At 40.1% G+C, this 18,640-nt stretch carries 16 protein-coding genes, 1 other RNA gene and 1 riboswitch; of the genes, 1 reads left to right on the top strand and 16 read right to left on the bottom strand.

The features are described from left to right. Position 1: 1 nt before the first annotated feature. The 5 genes from N521_RS13435 to N521_RS13420 form a co-directional block, all read right to left on the bottom strand. A complete protein-coding gene (locus tag N521_RS13435; RefSeq protein ID WP_017367475.1) occupies positions 2–3,595 on the bottom strand; it encodes a dynamin GTPase in 3,594 nt (1,197 codons plus the stop codon). A 132-nt stretch (positions 3,596–3,727) separates the two neighbouring features. Next, on the bottom strand, positions 3,728–3,814 hold the full coding sequence (locus N521_RS19580; RefSeq protein WP_223251174.1) for a Fur-regulated basic protein FbpC: 87 nt from the start codon (positions 3,812–3,814) through the stop codon (positions 3,728–3,730). Between the two features lie 85 nt (positions 3,815–3,899). Next, complete coding sequence (locus N521_RS13430; RefSeq protein WP_017359716.1) at positions 3,900–4,409, bottom strand: isoprenylcysteine carboxyl methyltransferase family protein; 510 nt, start codon at positions 4,407–4,409, stop codon at positions 3,900–3,902. Next, positions 4,409–5,506: a type III polyketide synthase gene (locus N521_RS13425; RefSeq protein ID WP_017359717.1), complete on the bottom strand. Its 1,098-nt coding sequence runs from the start codon at positions 5,504–5,506 to the stop codon at positions 4,409–4,411. The genes N521_RS13430 and N521_RS13425 overlap by 1 nt, the downstream gene beginning before the upstream one ends. A 319-nt stretch (positions 5,507–5,825) precedes the next feature. Beyond that, on the bottom strand, positions 5,826–6,332 hold the full coding sequence (locus N521_RS13420) for a GrpB family protein (protein WP_035391701.1): 507 nt from the start codon (positions 6,330–6,332) through the stop codon (positions 5,826–5,828). 480 nt (positions 6,333–6,812) lie between these two features. On the opposite strand from N521_RS13420, the gene N521_RS13415 reads away from it, so the two are divergent. Then, on the top strand, positions 6,813–7,667 hold the full coding sequence (locus N521_RS13415) for a polysaccharide deacetylase family protein (protein ID WP_035391699.1): 855 nt from the start codon (positions 6,813–6,815) through the stop codon (positions 7,665–7,667). A gap of 64 nt (positions 7,668–7,731) precedes the next feature. On the opposite strand, the gene pbuX is transcribed toward N521_RS13415, so the two are convergent. The 11 genes from pbuX to N521_RS13370 all read right to left on the bottom strand — a co-directional run bounded on the left by pbuX (position 7,732) and on the right by N521_RS13370 (position 18,617). Beyond that, entirely contained in the window at positions 7,732–9,051 is a 1,320-nt protein-coding gene (gene pbuX / locus N521_RS13410; RefSeq protein WP_017367480.1) for a xanthine permease PbuX, read from the bottom strand. Then, on the bottom strand, positions 9,048–9,632 hold the full coding sequence (gene xpt / locus N521_RS13405; protein ID WP_008346333.1) for a xanthine phosphoribosyltransferase: 585 nt from the start codon (positions 9,630–9,632) through the stop codon (positions 9,048–9,050). The genes pbuX and xpt overlap by 4 nt, the downstream gene beginning before the upstream one ends. Before the next feature lie 118 nt (positions 9,633–9,750). Then, positions 9,751–9,850: riboswitch (purine riboswitch) on the bottom strand. Between the two features lie 341 nt (positions 9,851–10,191). Then, positions 10,192–11,697 (bottom strand): carboxypeptidase M32, encoded by a 1,506-nt coding sequence (locus N521_RS13400; protein ID WP_017367481.1) that lies wholly within the window; start codon positions 11,695–11,697, stop codon positions 10,192–10,194. A gap of 127 nt (positions 11,698–11,824) precedes the next feature. After that, on the bottom strand, positions 11,825–13,762 hold the full coding sequence (locus tag N521_RS13395) for an ATP-dependent DNA helicase (protein ID WP_017367482.1): 1,938 nt from the start codon (positions 13,760–13,762) through the stop codon (positions 11,825–11,827). Between the two features lie 75 nt (positions 13,763–13,837). Continuing rightward, on the bottom strand, positions 13,838–14,035 hold the full coding sequence (locus tag N521_RS13390) for a hypothetical protein (protein ID WP_017359721.1): 198 nt from the start codon (positions 14,033–14,035) through the stop codon (positions 13,838–13,840). A gap of 105 nt (positions 14,036–14,140) precedes the next feature. Next, positions 14,141–15,295 carry a THUMP domain-containing class I SAM-dependent RNA methyltransferase gene (locus N521_RS13385; RefSeq protein WP_017359722.1) on the bottom strand — a complete coding sequence of 385 codons (1,155 nt, stop codon included), beginning with the start codon at positions 15,293–15,295 and terminating at the stop codon, positions 14,141–14,143. 108 nt (positions 15,296–15,403) lie between these two features. Next, positions 15,404–15,785: RNase P RNA component class B (rnpB, locus tag N521_RS19345), an RNA gene on the bottom strand. 60 nt (positions 15,786–15,845) lie between these two features. Next, positions 15,846–16,151 (bottom strand): cell division regulator GpsB, encoded by a 306-nt coding sequence (gpsB, locus tag N521_RS13380; protein WP_008344631.1) that lies wholly within the window; start codon positions 16,149–16,151, stop codon positions 15,846–15,848. Between the two features lie 75 nt (positions 16,152–16,226). After that, positions 16,227–16,769: an SLOG family protein gene (locus N521_RS13375; RefSeq protein WP_202394241.1), complete on the bottom strand. Its 543-nt coding sequence runs from the start codon at positions 16,767–16,769 to the stop codon at positions 16,227–16,229. A gap of 49 nt (positions 16,770–16,818) precedes the next feature. Further along, positions 16,819–17,055: a spore coat protein CotD gene (gene cotD, locus N521_RS19340; RefSeq protein ID WP_072368252.1), complete on the bottom strand. Its 237-nt coding sequence runs from the start codon at positions 17,053–17,055 to the stop codon at positions 16,819–16,821. A gap of 314 nt (positions 17,056–17,369) precedes the next feature. Continuing rightward, positions 17,370–18,617 (bottom strand): ribonuclease H-like domain-containing protein, encoded by a 1,248-nt coding sequence (locus N521_RS13370; protein WP_035391697.1) that lies wholly within the window; start codon positions 18,615–18,617, stop codon positions 17,370–17,372. Positions 18,618–18,640 lie beyond the last annotated feature (23 nt).

The raw sequence follows: 18,640 nt of genomic DNA, 5'->3' as shown, positions 1-18,640 counted from the left end.
ATCATATCGTTTTCAACTGGTTCTTCCATTCATTTGTTTGTTCATAAACTTGTTCAATGACCGCCTGTTTTTCAGCATCTGTTGTAAGGCTCGTCATAAATGTCTGTTTTTGCTCATTGAGCTGTTGGAGAGCATCTTGTTCGTACCTTTCCGTATAGGTCTTCACTAGCTTTTCATATCTGCTCAGCAACTCTTCTTTTTCGTTATCTGCCCAACGTGTTGTCATTTGATGTAGAACATCTCGAATGGCTTCAATAAACGTAGCCTTTTCATTTTGTTCAAAAAAGGCTTTCGCTGATTTTTGTTTCTTTAAAAGTGGCTCAAATGGTGCAATCTCTGCTTCGACTTCAATTTGTTTTAGCTCAGCATTTTTCTCCTCAGGGGCTGACAGGCTGAGAGAAAAGTAAGGATCTTCCGCACATGCAGCCTGCATCCCTTTTTCCCACTCCTCCTGGAAATAATGGTGGATAAACGATTCCATTCGGATATCAAGCGCCTTGAGCTCCTGCACAAATTCAAATTCATACTCCTTTAACGCTTTCTCAAGTGCCTTTTTTAACTGCTGACCAAAATTCCCTTGAGATATGCCAGGATAAAAGGCAGACTTTAACAGATCATTCGCAAATAATGAAAGCCGCTGTACAATATGATAGAGCTGTTCATGCACGTCTTTTTTTACGCTTTCAGTCACAAGCTTAGACCGTTTCACATCTTGCATTTTTTCGAGAATGGCTTCATAGGATGTCTTGATGTTTTTCTTTTCAGCTTCTTTCTCATCTTCTGATTGATGCAAGGTCGCACGTAGTCTATCGACCGTTGTACATAATGTATTAGCTTCAAAATGCAAAAGTTCAATGGCATCTTTCGTTAATTCTTCCTCAATAAAATAGTCGAGCTGTTTTCTCAGTGTTGCATATTGATTATAAGATGTCGGCTCTTTCCCTTCGATCTCTTCCTTACTAGACACATGATGCAGGTTTGGATTGCGGATGCCTTCTTTTGTGAGCTCGCTTCGTACATAGTCAAATACGGTTTCAAGCTCTGCTTGATCCTTAGCCAAATCAGCTGCATTGATGATAAAGAACATTTTATCCATGCTAAAGGAATCTTTTACGAGTCCAAGCTTCCGTAAAAATGAGCGATCAGCTTTTGAGAAAGAGTGCTGATAATACGTTAAATAAAGAAGGGCGTCTGCATCTTTCATATACTGGAAGGCGATCTCTGTATGACGCTTATTCATACTGCTTGCACCTGGTGTATCGACAATCGTCAGCCCTTTATCTGTCAGAGGTGTGCTTAAATACACCGTCACTTCCTTCACCACACAAGAAACAGATTCTTTCGCTACATAAGGCTTTAATTCTTGAAGTGTGACATGTAAATTGGTTTGGTTGTCAATGTCATCATGAAACTTGGCATAGGCTTGTAGGAAATGTTCTACAATGATTCGGTGATCCTGTTCGAGCTGCCGTTTTTTCAGTACTCTTTCCAGCTTTGCCTTAAACGAATCTCCTTTTTCTGTTGCGATCGAAAATCCAAGAATCTGATCGAGTTCCTCTAGAATGTCCTGCTTGGTTTTAAACACCACTTTGACACTTTCATGAGGATGATCTTCCGTAGGTCGTGTCAGTTTGTTAATTGTCGCAGTTGTTGGCGTAGGTGATGATGGTAACACCTTCCGTCCAACAAGCGCATTGGCAAAAGAAGATTTTCCAGAACTAAAAGCGCCAAATAAAGCGAGTGTAAATTCTTTTGCCTGCAGCCGTTCTGTTCGTTTTTCAAAGGAATCTCTTTGAGACTTTAGAATATCTAAAGGCGATAAAATGCGGGAAAGCTCTTTAAATTGTGCAATTGATTGTGCTGTTGTTAAATGCTGTGATTGGCGGTATTGATCGCGCTCTATCCGTTCAGTTGCTTGATCGCTCTCTTCAACATGAATTGATGCGCGATTCTTCTCCAGCTGGTCGTGCTGCATCCATTGCTTTTTCGCATAAAACCAGTCGCCTGGGATATGATCATCCGTTCCGTTTTGCCAAATATCCCATAAATGCTGAATATCCTGTCTTATTTGTTCATTTTTTTCGTTATACTCCTCAAGGCTCTGAAGCTCTTGTTTCGCTTGTTTCCATTTTTCCTCTTGCTTCTCTTGTTCATTCCGGAGCTGGTCTTTCAAGGTCTCAATCATCTGTTCAATCAATTGAAGCGCTTGCTGTTTTGCCTGTCTTTTCAATGCTTCACCAGCATCTTTCGCATATTGAAGAACATATTCGTTAGAAAAAGTTGCCCCTTGGTGAATGACCTTTTCAAGCAAGGATTCTTCAACAGGTGTCTCAAATGCCATGGCTTTGTCTAATAACGCTTCCCCAAGCTGATGCTGTTTTATTTCTTTTTTAAGGAGCTCGGCAATGTGCCAGTCAACTTCCGCTTTCATTCTCTTTTTTACATCTGCTAAGAAATCACTTGCCCGCTTTTCCTTTTCCTGCTCGGTTTTATTTTTTGCAAAAAGTAAACCCACTTTAAAGCCAGGTGCTTTCGATTCGATATAGTCACTTGCAAGCTCTCGCATCTTAAATGGCGTGAGGTTTGCATTTTTTAAGATGTTCTCTACTTCAGAAGACACTTTATCTTCTACCTGCTTTGCACCATTTTCAATAAATCGGCGTTTCTCTTCTAGTTCTTTCACTTCATTCCTTTTTTCTTGAAGCTGCGCGTCAAGGTCCTCTTCATGCAGTTCTTCTTTTAACGAGTCTATATGTTCTTTTAAAACATGTTCGATTTTCTGCTCTGTATAGGCTCGAAGTGATGCTTTAGGCATGGTTTGTAATTCTTGTAGCTTCTTCACTAAACGGATCATTTCGTTTTTTGGGTGTGCCTCATCCGTCACAGAAGTAAAATATAGATGTTCTTCTTCAATGCCTTCTTTTAAAAGCATCTCAACGACTTGTTTTTTGTAGTTTTCAAAAGTTGTCTCTTGTTCATCATGCCGATCCACTTGATTGACGATGAAATAAAGATTAGGCACTTTCTCTTTAATCGAGCGAATGAAGCGAATGTTTTCTTCAGAATGGACATGGTTATAATGAACGACATAAAAAAGAGCATCCGCTTGATGAAGAATCGAAGCAGCGGATAAAAAGTGCGCATGATCCGTTGAATCAATTCCCGGCGTATCAATGAGTGCCACTTTTTCTTCAAGTCCACTATAATCACCGCTAATTTCCACCATCTCAATTTGTTCCCCATCTTTACAAAAACGCTGCACCGCTTCTTTATCATAAGAACCGCTCATTTTTGCAAAGCGTCCATCAGACGTATGGAGCTGAACTTCACTGACCCCTTTCCTGACAACAACCAAGTTTGCACTCGTTGGAATTGGGCTTGTGGGCAGGATGTGATCATGAAGAAGATGATTCACTAGTGATGACTTACCAGCAGAATAGTGGCCGGTAAATGCGATATATACTTCTTCTTCAGCTTCCTTTTTCATAATAGATGCAAGTTTGGCTGCGCGCTCGTGATCATCCCTTTTCAGAAGGCTTTGATATAAAGCACCTGTAGTTTGAACGAGCGAATCTCGAATAGACAAGTCTTTCATGACGATAAACCCCTTTGTTTTTAGAAAAGTCAGTTATGTATGTGTACCATTTTACACAAAATAAAGAGATTTTTCTTCTGATCTGAGGAAATAAAAAAAATCTGCTGCCCGATCAGTCACAATGGACTGCAATCAGGAAGCAGATTTTTTTGAAACACCTTTTAATACGAAGCCAATCAATAAGCTGTATACACAGACCGTACCGAGTAAGAAAATCATTGTCATGTGATCACCGTCCATCCTTCATGATTGAGAATGTTTATCATTAATGAAAGTGTAGCACAATTGATAATGATTTTCAATATTAATTTAGTAAATATTGATTCAGCGCTTTTTCTTCTGTTTGTATTCTGACCATCATCATCCATCCATTTAAACACGTAAACAAAATGGCAGTAATAAATGCGTTAAATAGCAGCGGAATGAACATCAGTTCAATCGCCACCACCACATAGTTAGGATGCTTTAACCAGCGATACGGCCCCTTTTTCACAATCATCGCATTTGGAACGACTAAGATTTTTGTATTCCAATACGTCCCAAGTGAACATAGTGCCCAGTACCGAATCACCTGGGTAGCAAGAAGGAACACAAGCAGCAATAGGAAAAAACGAGACGGTTGACGATGCAGCAGCCATGTCTCTCCAATAAGCGAGAGGAAAAAAGCTGCATGCATAGCGACCATATAAGGATAATGGCTTGCACCAAATTCAATTGCTCCGATCGCCTTCACCTTCTTTTCATTTCTTTTCGCCACAAGCACTTCAATGAGGCGCTGACAAATGAAAATGCCAATCACTATCCAGAAAATCATCACGAGAGCCCCTCCCATTTCATGAGCAATAATTCTGACGAAAAGCCTGGACCAAGTGCTCCGCAAAGCCCCACCTGTCCTGCATCTAGTGACTGATGTTCAAGAAAATGCTTCATGACATATAAAACGGTGGCAGAGGACATGTTTCCATGCTGTTTCAGAACCTCTTTTGAAGAAAATAGCTGATGCTCTTGTAAAGATAGGCTTTCAAGATAGGCATCAATCACTTTTTTTCCTCCAGGGTGAGCAAGAAATACGGATACATCCTCTGTTGAAAACCCTAGTTGATGTAAAAAGTGATCCACTTGCTCTTTTAACCAGCCAGAAATGATGGACGGAATGTCACGTGAGAAGATGACCCGAAATCCGTCGGCGGTAAAATCCCATCCCATCACATCCTCAGAATCTTTCATGGTCACTGACTGCGTGCCAAGCACTTTAGGAACCGTTTTTAACCGCGTATACTTAGAGGCGGCCTTTTCTCCAGTTAAAAGAACGGCCGCAGTCCCGTCACCGAACAGCGAGGTTCCAATTAAATTGCTTTTTGATTGATCTTGCGGCTGAAAAGTGAGGCTGCAAAGCTCGCAGGCAACAACGAGCACTTTCGCTTCTGGATACGCCCTGATGTATTCATAAGCTCGGGATAAGCCTGCCGCCCCGCCCCCGCAGCCTAACCCCCAAATTGGCACTCGTTTCGTATAAGGAGAAAATGGAAGAACATTCATCAGCTTTGCATCAAGACTTGGCGTTGATAACCCTGTACTGGAGATGAAAAACAAAGCATCAATCTCATCAAAAGGAACTGGCTTTGTAAGAAATGCTGTTTCATGCAGACAGTGAAAAACGGCTTCTTTCGCATGAGCCAATGCTTTTTCGATATAGAGGTTGTTTTTCTCTTCAAAAGAGTGATGTTCTTGATACCAATCAATAGGCTGTACAAACTGTCTGCTCTCTATTTCGCCATTATTAAAAGCTTTTAATAGTCGATCAATGTCTTTAAACGATCGTTTAAATTGAGATCTTGCAAATTGAGCAGCTGCTTGCTGATCCACATGATGTTTTGGCAGACTTGTTCCAACTGAAAGAATGTATGCCATCGGCTTCACCTCTTTTTTCGGTTAATATCCCCAATCAAAAAAAGGATATACATGCCAAAACGACACAATTCAGTCAAAATATTTTCCTCCGTCTAACTTTTTGTCTTGACGACAATTGATAAATATTGGATAATATAGGTGAAAACATGATGTAGTTTTCCTCCTTCACAGGTTCGTTCCAAGCCAAGCGAACCTGCTTTTTTTATGCAATTTAAGTTCAAAAATAATATTGATTTAATGAAAAATAAAAGAACTCCGTTAATTGGGAGTTCCTCTGTGAATGACCTCTCTTAAGAACATCTAAAGAGCAAACCCTCACCTAAATCTTTTCAAGGATTGACTTAATAAAATCAGTTTTTTCATGTGCGTATTTGTGTTTGTCATTTCCATGTAAACTTGATAATTTAAGTTTAAGCTGTTGGTACTCACTTCTAGCTTGCTCATTATTTCTCAAGTAATCTCTGAAATTTAACTGTTCAAGTAAATACTTATTATGTCTTTGGTACATATGGATTTGATGTGTTCGTGGTTCTCCCTTATTAAAGTAGTGTCTTTCAGGTAATACGTCTGTTCCTTTATATGAGTAACCGAGTCCTTCCAACGCTATTACACATTTTTCTCCATCAATAAAATGTTCTATTTCAATTGCAATATCAATAATTGGCTTAGCGCTTAAACCTTTTACTGCCGTACTTCCAATATGATGTACATTGATTGTGTATGGACCAATATCAGCTATTATCTGGCGCTTTTCTTTTTCATATTCGTTTTTCCACTCCATAGACCAAGGCACTAAAAAAACTTCCCCTCTTGGTAATCCTAACATTTACTTATCCCACCTTTTAACACCCATTTGGAGAATGTTAATAAACCAACTTTATCATAAGTCCCATATAGAGAGAGCAGACAGATTTCAATAATCATCCTATTCGTTTAGATCTATTTCTTGGTTGATGTCATTCAATACGATTCTTAACCATTCACTCTCATCTTAGTTTTATATCTAAAGAACAAAAATGATTATTAATAGAGTTAGTTAACATAGCTTTATGCAAAAAAACACCTCTCAAATGAGAAGTGCTGACCGTAGACAAACCCCACCTTTCATTTAAACATGAATGGATCACCTTTTTTTCTGATCAACACAAATGAATAACCATAAAATGCTAATTTATTTGATGATTTTATATGAAAAGGGGGTTTTTTCCTGTATACTTAATCAATATGAGCACCATGAAAAACAGTGAAAAAAGACAGAATCTACTACATGATTCGGCACAAAATTTAATTGATTGGAGTGATTGTCATGAAAAAGGTGTCCAAAAAACAAACACCCTACAACACGATATTTCTCTCGAAGATAATTGGTTTAGTGCTTCTTACACTGTTTCTCTTTTTTATCTGGGATATGTCTAAAACCCATTTGCAGGCGACAAATGAGCAAGCAAAAATTGTTGCTAGCAGTGACTTCCGAGACACAAGTATCAGTCTGAAAGCAAAAGATCATTCTGCAAGAACATTGGATCAACAATTTAAGACCAATCCAAACCAACAGACAACGAATAAAACGGTCTTTTTAACATTTGATGATGGCCCTTCTGCTACATCAAATCAGCTGTTAAATATCTTAAAAGCACATCAAGTGAAGGCGACATTCTTCATGCTTGGACCGCAAATCCAAGCTCACCAAGCAACTGTGAAAAGACTTTATCAAGAAGGACATCAATTAGGGCTTCATGGCATGACGCATGATATAAACCGCTTTTATCAGAACAGTGAGTCTCCCGCAAATGAAATGAGAGAAGCTCAGCTCATTCTTGCTTCTGTTACAGGCGTTTACACCCGTCTTGTGAGAACACCTTATGGCAGTGTTCCAAATTTAACATATGATCAAAAAGTACGTTTAAACCAAAATGGCTTTATTTACTGGGATTGGACGATTGATAGCCTTGACTGGAGATATAAAAATTCACAATTTGTTCCAGAGGTATTGAATCAACTGCAAATGTTTGAGAAAAATAAACCATGGGAACCAAAAGTTATTTTAATGCATGATCAGCCCTCTACCACGAACTATTTAGATAGCCTGATTACACAACTAAAAGCAAGGGGCTATACATTTGCAGTCATTAACGAAACAATGCCGCCGGTACAACATTAATAGCACTAATCACAACAAGCCCGTATCCAAAGGATGCGGGCTTTCACCTCTCCAAGAGAAGTGTTTACATAACAGATTGCTTAGGTTCTTCCATTAGCTCCTGCTCTGTTTCTTTTTTAAAAGGAATCATGTGATAAATAATATGAAGCAAAATAGCGGTAAAGCTTCCGGCGACGATTCCGTTACTTGTTAACAATTTAATCGATTCTGGCAAATGATCAAACATTTGCGGTACCACCGTTACTCCGAGCCCGATGCCAACTGAGCATGCGACAATGAGTAAGTTTTCCTGTTTTGCAAAATCGACGCGTGAGAGCATTTTAATCCCGTACGCAATGACCATGCCAAACATGGCGACCATTGCACCGCCTAGAACGGATTTAGGAATAATCGTTGTAAATGCCGCGATTTTAGGAAAAAGGCCAAATACCATTAATAATACACTTGTCACCACAATGACCTGATTTTTCTTCACACCTGTTAATTGGATCAATCCAACGTTTTGAGAGTAAGCTGTGTATGGAAAAGCGTTGAAGATACCGCCTAATAAGACGGCAATTCCCTCTGCACGATATCCCTTTGCTAAATCTTTCTCTTTTAATGAACGATTCGTTAAATCTCCGAGCGCAAAGTATACACCCGTTGATTCAACTAATGACACAATGGCAACTAATGTCATTGTCATGATTGGTGCAAATTCAAAAGTAGGCAACCCAAAGTAAAAAGGCTCAATGATGCGGAAAACTTGTGCATTCGCCACTTCTGCCGTCTCCACCTTCCCTAAGAAAGCAGCAACTGCTGTCCCAAGTAGAATGCCGATTAAGATGGCAATGGCTTTCATGAATCCCTTTGTAAATCGATAGAGAAGGACAATAATAAACAACACTAGAAAAGCAAGTCCAAGATTCTCAAAAGAACCATAGTCTGCACTTCCTTCACCACCTGCCATATTGTTCATGGCTACCGGAATTAAGGTAATTCCAATGATCGTGACGACGGAACCTGTGACAACGGGCGGGAAGAATTTCACAAGCTTCCCAAAGAAAAATGAAAGAGCAATGACAATACACCCTGCGGCGATAATACTTCCATATATAGACGAAATTCCATATTTAGAGCCAATCGCAATCATAGGAGATACCGCAGTAAATGTACAGCCTAGTACAACAGGCAAACCGATGCCAAAAAAGCGGTTTTTCCATACTTGAAGCAGTGTGGCAGCGCCGCACATGAAAATATCTGCCGAAATTAAGTACGTCAGCTGGGCTGGCGTGAGCCCAAGGGCATCTCCAACAATGAGCGGGACAAGAACCGCACCTGCATACATCGCCAGTACATGCTGTATCCCTAGCGAAAGGGTTTTGGCTTTTTTAGCGGCACTCATGATTGTACCTCGCGTACAAACGTGACTTTTCCTTCCTCGAGCGATTCGATACGTGCAAGTGACTCGACTCTATAGCCCATTTGCACAAGTTCTTTTCTTCCAGGCTGGAATGATTTCTCGATAACAATTCCAAAACCAGCTACTTTTGCTTTCGCTTGCTTTGCGATTGCAGCTAGTCCCTTAGCGGCTTCTCCATTTGCTAAAAAGTCGTCGATAATTAACACACAATCATCCTCACTAAGGTGCGTGTTAGAGACAGCAATCGTACTTTCTACTTTTTTGGTAAAAGAATACACACTTGCTGTCAAAAGGTTATCCGTTAAAGTCAGTGATTGCCGCTTTCGGGCAAAAACAACTGGCACATGAAGGGCAAGTCCAGCCATTACAGCAGGTGCAATACCAGAAGATTCGATTGTGATAATTTTAGTAATTCCATCATGCTTAAATAATCTAGCAAACTCTTGACCGATCTCATGCATTAACACAGGGTCAATTTGATGATTTAAAAAAGCATCTACCTTTAGCACTTGATTTGACAGAACGATTCCTTCGTTCTCAATCTTTTGACGTAACAATTCCATCATTCTTCCTCCCAGCATATTAGCAACTTTCATTTTTTTGCATAAAAAAAGCATTGCTGTCCATTAAGGAGCAAGCAATGCGAAAACGACCCACGGGATCTTCAGCTCATACAAAAGCTGTTTCATTTTGCTCACTCATAGTCGGACGGTATCGGTGTCCGGTAGAAACTTGCGTGCCTTCATCACGCGATTATATGAGTGTTTCATAGTGTTCAAATTATAACAAGATTTCAGACGCTTGGAAAGCACTTTTCTAGAAAAATACCGAACTTAAATAATCATTAAGCTTTAAACGTTCGTTTTTAGAATATTCAACCAGCAAAAAAGCACCCTTTTGATTAAAGGGTGCCTCAGATTGTTGACAAAGGGCTAAAATGAACTTTATTTTAGCCCTTTGTCTTCTTTTCAGCGTGATAGAAAACCTTTGCAGTCTAGGAAGGGCGAGCACCGGAGCAGAGCGAATTTAACATTCATGAGCACCGGCGCGCAGACCCTGACGACGAATGCGAGGGTTTGTCTACACGCTGAAGCACCCTTCTGATCAAAGGGTGCCTTTCATTTATGATAAATATAGTTTCGTGTACTTATCTGTTAAATAATCAATTAAGTATTGAACATTTAATTCTTCACCAGTTGCGTCTTGAATGATTTCAGATGGCTTTTTCCGTTTTCCATGCTGATGGACATGTTCAGTTAGCCATTCTTTTATCGGTGCAAAAGACCCATTTTGAATCAGTTCATCAAAATTCGGTAAATCTTTGATCATTTGCTGCTTTAATTGCGCCGCATACATATAACCAAGTGCATATGAAGGGAAATAACCAAAACTACCATCAGACCAGTGAACATCCTGCAAAATACCAAGCGCATCGTTAGGCGGCGTAATGCCAAGATATGCTTGGTATTTTTCATTCCATAACGCTGGCAGATCTTCAACGGCTACTTCTTCATTGAAAATGGCTTTTTCAATTTCATAGCGAATAATAATGTGAAGCGGATACGTGAGTTCATCTGCTTCAATTCGAATGTAAGTCGGCTTCGATTCATTCACCGCATGCACAAATTCTTCTAAAGTGACATCTTTAAATTGTTCAGGAGATGCCTCTTGCAGCTTTTGATAATACGTTTTCCAGAAATCTTCATGTCTACCGATAAAGTTCTCGAAGAAAAGAGACTGTGATTCATGAATACCCATTGATGTGCCGTCACATAAGAGCGTTCCGCTCAGTGCCTCATCAATATTTTGTTCATAAATGGCGTGGCCGCATTCGTGAATGGTACCAAAGATCGCCATGCGAAAATCGTGCTCATCATAACGCGTCGTCACACGTACATCCCCTCTGCTTAATGTCACAGCAAAAGGATGAACCGTTGTATCAAGTCGTCCTGCGTCAAAATCATACCCTAACTCTTTTAAGAAAAAGAGACTCAGCTCTTTTTGTTTGTCGATCGGGAAGCTTTTCGATAAAAACGAAGTATCCGGTTTATTTGGCGAAGCTTCAATTTTTTTCACGAGAGGAACGATGGCGTCTCGAAGTGCACCGAATTTTTGATCGAGTTGTTCAACCGTCATATCCGGCTCATAATTATTGAGAAGCACATCATATGGTGTTTTTTTCACGCCCCAGTATTGAATGAAACGCTTGTTAAAATCAATCAGCTGTTTTAAATAGGGTGCAAAGAGTGAAAAATCTGATTTCTCCCTTGCTTCTACCCAAACATGTTCTGCTTTTGATTGTAGAATGGAGTATTCTTTAAATTCTTCTTTTGGAATTTTGCTGTTTTCATCATATTCTTTTTGCGATAATTCGAGTGCCTTCTGCGTGTCTTTTGACAGCTTTTCTTTCTCTTTATTTAATGCATCAAGAAGATCTCTCATTTCATCAGAAGTCTTCATATTAAAGATATCGCTGGATAATTGACCGATGGTTTCTGCTCTGAAATCAGCGCTTTTTTTAGGCGCTTGTGTTCGAGAGTCCCAATAAAGTAAATGAAGCGCCTCTGTATAATGGGCGATTTTTCCTAGTAATTGATAAAACGCTTTCTCTTTTGATTCAAGACTCATGCGTTCGTTCCCCCAATCAATAAAATATGTATGTACGTTTCAAGGCTACTTCAATAAATGTTCTTTTGTCAATGAAAAAGGAGGATACGCTGATCGTATCCTCCTCTTATTGAATGGTTTTCTATCATTAAGAGATCACTGGCTTTACTGGCAGAACGGATTCAATTTTACTTTGTAGCTCAATATCTTTCTGACTGCCAAAGTAAATATGAATGCTGCCAGCATCTTGGCTTGTCCGAATCAGTCTCCCAATGCCCTGCCTTAGACGAAGCAGCATGTATGGAAGGTCCACTTCAGTAAATGCATCTTTCGCTTCATTCCGTTTTGCTTCAAATACTGGGTCATGCGGTGGATATGGAAGTCCCCAAATAACCACATTTGTTAGAGACTGTCCTGGAATATCCAGCCCTTCCCACAAGTGAACGGAACATAACACAGATGTTTCATCCGCTTGGAACTTTTGAACAATGGTACTGATCTCCTCGTCTCCTTCAAAATACACATGGAAAGGCAGTGATTCATTTGATGCATCGAGCTGCTTTCTAAATACATGCAGTTCATCAAATGAAGGGAATAAAATAAGAGATCGACCGCCATTTTCTTTTACCTGAGCCAGCACGTGCTGACCTTTTACATCTGACTCTGTCATTGGCTGCTGAATTCCGTGGAAATACATTTGCATTTGCTCCTCATAATCATACGGCGAAGCCACACTCATAGATAAGTAATCTTTGATCCCAAGGCTTTCAGCTAAATAATCAAATGATTGGTTTTCAGACAACGTAGCAGATGAGAAAATATAAGGGATTTTTTGCGAAAATACCTTTTCACCAAGCACTTCTGCTACCGTTTTTGGCATGACGACAAAGGTTGTATCTAATTCTTGCTTCTCCAGCCAGCTAATGGCATTTTTCTGATAAAGCGACAGAGAATACGCCATCTGTTCAATGTACTCTTCCACAACAGACAATTCATATTGATCAATTGTGTACATCTCTGATTCAAATACGAGCGCTTCTCCAATCTTCTCAAGCAAATCACATAATTCACTTGCTGAACGCTTCACCTCATCTACACGACCAATTTCAAGACGGTGTGATCCTTTGATTTCTTTGGCATTCGTTTTTAAGAGGTAAAAGAACTGATCGTTTGTTGCAAGTGCATCTTCAACAAGTTCTGCAAACTCTTCACGAATATCATTTTGCAAAAGACGTTCCAAAAACGTCTCTAGTGTTGATTGCTTCACTCGGTATGTTAGCGCTTTTTGTGCTGCAAATTCAAGAAGATGTCCTTCGTCAAATACAACAGAGCTATGCTCAGGAAGGAGCGGCAGCTGTCCTTCACGTTTACGTGACTCCTTTGTCCATACATGCTCCATGTAAAAGTCATGAGAGCAAATGATGAGGTCTGTGGCTTTTCGGTAATGGTCTCTTGATAAATTCAAGCCACAGCGGTGCCGCATGTCGCACGTTAAGCAGTCCTGAAAAGAGTCATAACCAATTCTTGACCACTCATCATTTGTTAATTCTGGATACTCTTTTCGATCACCGTACGGATAAAATGTCTGCATCCCATGAGATTCATGAACAAATGAAGGAAGCGATTCATAAATGTCGAGCCACTTCTCATCATCTTCACGTTGCATCGTTTTCTCTAGTTTCTTTAAGCACAAATATTGATCATGCGATTTACTTAATCTCGCATCTATTTGAATATCAAGGTGATTGGCAATTTTATAGATATCACCTTCTTGTTTGACCAGCTGTTCAATTAACGTTTCATCTGCACATGCAATGATCGCAGGTTTCCCTGTATATCTTGCATATGTGACCGCAAATAAAAGATAAACGATTGTTTTGCCTGTGCCTACCCCAGCTTCGGCAAACATCACACTTTTTTCTTTAAAGGCTCTTTCTAACTGAAAAGCCATGAATATTTGTTCATCTCGAAGATCAAAGCCCTTTTCTGGCAAAATGTCATAAAACACATCACCAATCCAGTTGCCCAGTTCTTCGTAAAAATTATGTTCTTTTGTTAATGAAAAAGGCAAACGAGACGCTGTCACCTGCTTCAACCCCCAACTTTTGAATCATTCAGACATTCAATAGTACCATTTATGCTGGGGTATGACAATCTTTTTTTAAGAGCGCAGGCGATGTTGGTAGCTTTCCTTCATTAAAAATGCGTGCTCTGAATGGTCTATGTAGTTTTGAGCCATTGCTAAGTTCTCGATGGCTGCCGTAAGTTTAGCAGATTGTCCTGTTTCAATCCCTTCTATTTCTCGGGCTGTTGAAGCGAGTGCTTTTTGAATTAACTGAAATTGATCATAATGAATCATGAAGACACCTCTTTTTTTAAAATCAAGTTCAGTTTATTCCGTCCCGTGACGACTTATACCTTTTTAGCATAAAAAATCCACACCTTCTCGTGGTGTGGACATTTGTTACGATTCAGTTGTTTCTCTTCTAGGTCGGCGTTTTCCCCAGTATTGATAATAGTCTGTTTTAATAAATCCATTAAACAGTTTTCTCTTTTTCGTCGCTTTTCTTCCGAAACACTCTTCGAATTTTTCATGTGACGTTAAAATGTAAATGGACCACGTATCTAGATTTTTCAATGCTTCGCCCATGCCTTGATACATTTTTTCCACAGCTGGCTTATCGCTGAGACGTTCACCGTAAGGCGGATTTCCGACAATCACACCATACTCTTCTTTTGTTTGAAAGTCCTTCACTTGCATTTGCTTAAATTGAATCAGTTCACTAAGTCCAGCTTCTTCTGCGTTCAGTTTCGCAATCTCTACCATACGATGATCGATATCGCTCGCGATAATGTGAAGCGGCTGATCATAATTCGCCTTTTCTTCTACTTCAAGGCGTGCTTTGTTCCAAACGTCCTCACCGATCCATTCCCATGATTCAGATGCGAACTCACGGTTAAATCCAGGGGCAATGTTTTGTCCAATCATCGCTGCTTCAATAGCAATTGTTCCTGATCCGCAAAAAGGATCGACAAACGGACGGTCAGGTGTCCAGTTCGTTAATAAGACAAGCGCCGCTGCAAGGGTTTCTTTAATCGGCGCGCCCCCTTGATCTGCACGGTATCCGCGTTTATGAAGACCCACACCAGACGTATCAAGCGTCAGCAATACTTTATCTTTTAAAAGCGCTACCTCGATTTTGTATTCAGGGCCTGTCTCTTCTAGCCATTCAGACTGTATGTTGTAAGACGATCTAAGTTTTTGCGCGATAGCCTTTTTGACGATGCGCTGACAATCCGGCACACTGGCAAGCTGAGATTTAACAGATTTACCAATGACAGGGAATGTGCTATTTTTCGGTAAAAAAGCAGCCCAGTCAATGGCTTTTGTCTGCTCAAAAAGCTCGTCAAATGTTCTAGCCGAAAATTCAGCAACTTGGACCTTGATTCGGTCTGCTGTACGCAGCCATAGATTCGCACGGCAGATGGCAAGCGCATCTCCTTGAAAAATAACTTTTCCGTTATCTACAGTGCACTCATACCCGAGGTCTCTTACTTCTTTTGCAACAATCGCTTCAATTCCCATTGGCGCTGTTGCGATGAGTGTATAGGTTTTCATTTGTTTATCACCTGTTTTCTCGTTCTTTTCTTAATCAAGATAAAAGCTCTCCATATGTAGAAATAGGAGAGCTTTGATTTCATCATGTTTATGATAACGGATATAACGTTCTGTAAGCCATGTTTTGTTCCATCGTACTACAAACGGCAAAAGCCTCGTACTCAGGTGGTAATCATCTATCTACAGAATTCTCTGTCCTTCTCTCCGTTTGGTTCCTTTGAGAAAGTTCCCCTACCAAGTTTGGGTTTCTCGCTCGAGGGGTTTACCGCGTTCCACTCTCACCATTTCTAGTGAGACTTCGTCACTGTGGCACTTTCAAGGATACTTTGCCATATCCTAAAAGGACGTAGGCATTTTTCCCGCCGTCAGCCTTTCCCAGGCTGCCCTGGCTTATTTTTTCGCCAGGCACGAACACTACGGGCATCTCAGCACCGTGCGAGCATGGACTTTCCTCTGCAATGTCAAAGCATTACAGCGATTACCCGAACGTTAATCAACATGCGTTATTATAAACGACAATGTCATCTGACACAAGCTTTTTTGGTATTACTCAATCATAAAGTTTGCTACCGAAAACGTGTTTCTCAAGATTAGATAGTCTTTTTAAAATATCAAAGTTTGTTGTATTGGACTGTGCAGGCTGTCTTTTCCCTTGCTCAACCGCTTCTTCAAGCTGTTTTGACAAGTGAAGGTTTTCTTGTTGGAGTTTTTCAATTTCTTGATGGAATGTCTCATAGTCTTTAATGACCATATCTAGAAATTTATCGACTTCTTCTTGTTTATACCCTCGGACACCTGTTTTAAATTCTTTTTCTAAAATTTCTTTCGCAGAAAGCTTTACTTTATCAGCAAGCATCTTTTTCACCTCATATCGTGAATTCATAGTATATTTTTTCAGAAATACGTGACGTTGTCAAATTTTCTCTTGCTTTTAGTCAAAAAACGGATCTTCCGCCTCAACCTGTGCTCTTAAATCATCCATTGTGATATACATTATTGGGTAGTCGGTATAGGTTTCAGCTTCTTTGATCATATATTTTGGCGAGCCTTCGTGCTCGGGATCATATAAGACGAGAAGGCCGTCCGTTTTTTCAATAAAAAAGCGGTTCTTTTGTTTAAATTGTGCCGGACTTTCATACGGTCTATGCGTGACACTTTCTACAAAATCAGCTTGTGCAAGAACGCCTTCATACAGCTCTTTATTTTGTTCATTCCAGCGCTCTTCCTGTTCATAAAATGGTGTAATGACAGCAAGTTTTAAATCTGGAAACTCCTCTTGAAGCTCAAAGACCACTTCAGCTGTCCATATTTCTGCCCCTAACTGACCTGAAATGAGCACCCATTCCAGCCCGTCTTCAATGAGTGCCGTCAGCCTTTTCCGAAGTTCCGCTTTTATGTATTGAAGTGCAGGCTCGTCTTGTTTGAAGATCCCAAGCTCAAATGGCTTGTACCCTGTGACAGCAATAATTTTCATTTTTTCACCTGCTTTTAAAAAAAGGGACTTATAAAAGTCCCATTTCACTTTATCTGTTACAGCAAGGTCCACCGCAGTTAAAGTGTTGATGTGTTGCCGGGTCCACCTGAGAAAACGTATGCGGGAAGTAGTGAACATGTTGGAAATTTTGGTGATGAACATTTGTTACATGCTGCGGGTGGATGTGCGGCACAATTGTAGTTGACTCACTATGCGTACAGCAGTGATTCGTTGGATGTACAATTGGCTGTGTAACATTTGGATTGCAATGATGATGATGGTACATGTAGCATTCCCCTCTCCTTGATTTTCTTACATTAACAATGTATGAATCAAGAGGTGTACATGTACTAATGCATTAACCTATTTTAAAAGTTTGCAAGAAAAACATCTTTATAGTTTGAAAACACAAACGCGACCAATATGACAACAAGAAAAAACAAGTAGAAAAGACCCTTATACATGCTCTACGCTCCTCATTCAATATCTAACGTTATTTTACAGGATTCGTGACTTTTCTACAATAAAAGTGCTAAACAATTTTTATTTTCGGCCGAGAGCCGAACGTTGTCATTTTTTGCGCTTTCCCAGGCAATAATTTCATTGCCCAGCTTTTCTTAAGAGCCGCTTTTCTCGCTTGTCAAGTTCCACAATGTCTCGTTCACTTAAAGACGATTGTGATAACAATGTTTGGGTAATGGAAAGGGCTGCTTTAGGATCTTTTTGACGGTGTTCTTCATACTTTGCTAGCTCTACACCCGCTTTTAATCTTACATGAACATCACTTGATTCAAATAGACGCCTCCATATGCATGCCGCTTCATCCCATTGTTTTAATCGCTTGTACTGTAATGATAGATCATAAGCTGCTTGATCCGCATGCTCAAACGCTGCTCCCGTTAATTCTTGCAGGTGCTTTGTTGCTTCCTGCACATCGCGGTGAGCAAGATGCCACTTAGCTAATGCATATTTCTCATCGTCTTCCTTCACCGCATCTTTGGATAAGATTTTTTTAGACAAATGAATGTAGAGACTGATTAACGATAAGACATCAAGTTCATTGTGAATCAAAATTCCTTCAATCAGTTTCGGGTTTTGTTCCTTTAAAAAGTGAAAATAGATCATTGGTGCGAGGAACCCCGGTGTATCTCCCTCTCGATTGACGTGCAGTTCCTCTTTTTCTACAACCGAAAGAGCCATACGCTCATATTTATGTTTCCACAATCTCCTTGATCCATGCAGAAGGTCAAAATGACCAAATTCAGGTAGAGCAGGTATTTGATCGCGTAATAATGTATGCCTCGTTTTGACTTGAGGCCAGTCAAATGATTTTCCATTATATGTCACGAGTGATTCGACATCCACCTCACTAAGAAAGCTTTTGTAAAGTGCCGCTTCATTTCCTGGATTCGTGAGCAGATGTTGTTTTACCACCACTTTATCTGAATAAACTCTCGCATGCCCAAGTAGAAAAATCATATTCCCCGTTCCGCCAGATAGTCCTGTTGTTTCTGTATCGAAGAAAAATAGCTCGTGAGGCTTGTAGCCTTTTGCAGAAAGAGAATGCTGAATCTCACTTTTGTTCCATGCACTCACCATCTCCGGCAGTTCTGCAAATGAATATCGCCCATGCTGATGGTCAAGTGGATAGGTCACTTCCCGAATGAGGCAGAAAGAGTCTTCAAAGTAGTAAGGAGCTGCACCTAATTCCCCCCACTCTTTTAGAAATGGAATGGTTTCAGCCGTCACAGCGTGCGTTTGTCCCTCTTTTACTGCCCCACGCTTTTCATCTGACTGATTGTGCGACAGGTGTTTTTTCATTCTGTTTAATTTTCCTTTTAATGACATGAGTAGGTCTTTTTCCCCTTTCC

The organism is Bacillus sp. UNC125MFCrub1.1 (assembly GCF_000701305.1).
Taxonomy (GTDB): domain Bacteria; phylum Bacillota; class Bacilli; order Bacillales; family Bacillaceae; genus Bacillus; species Bacillus altitudinis.
This window is presented reverse-complemented; position numbering and strand designations above follow the sequence as displayed.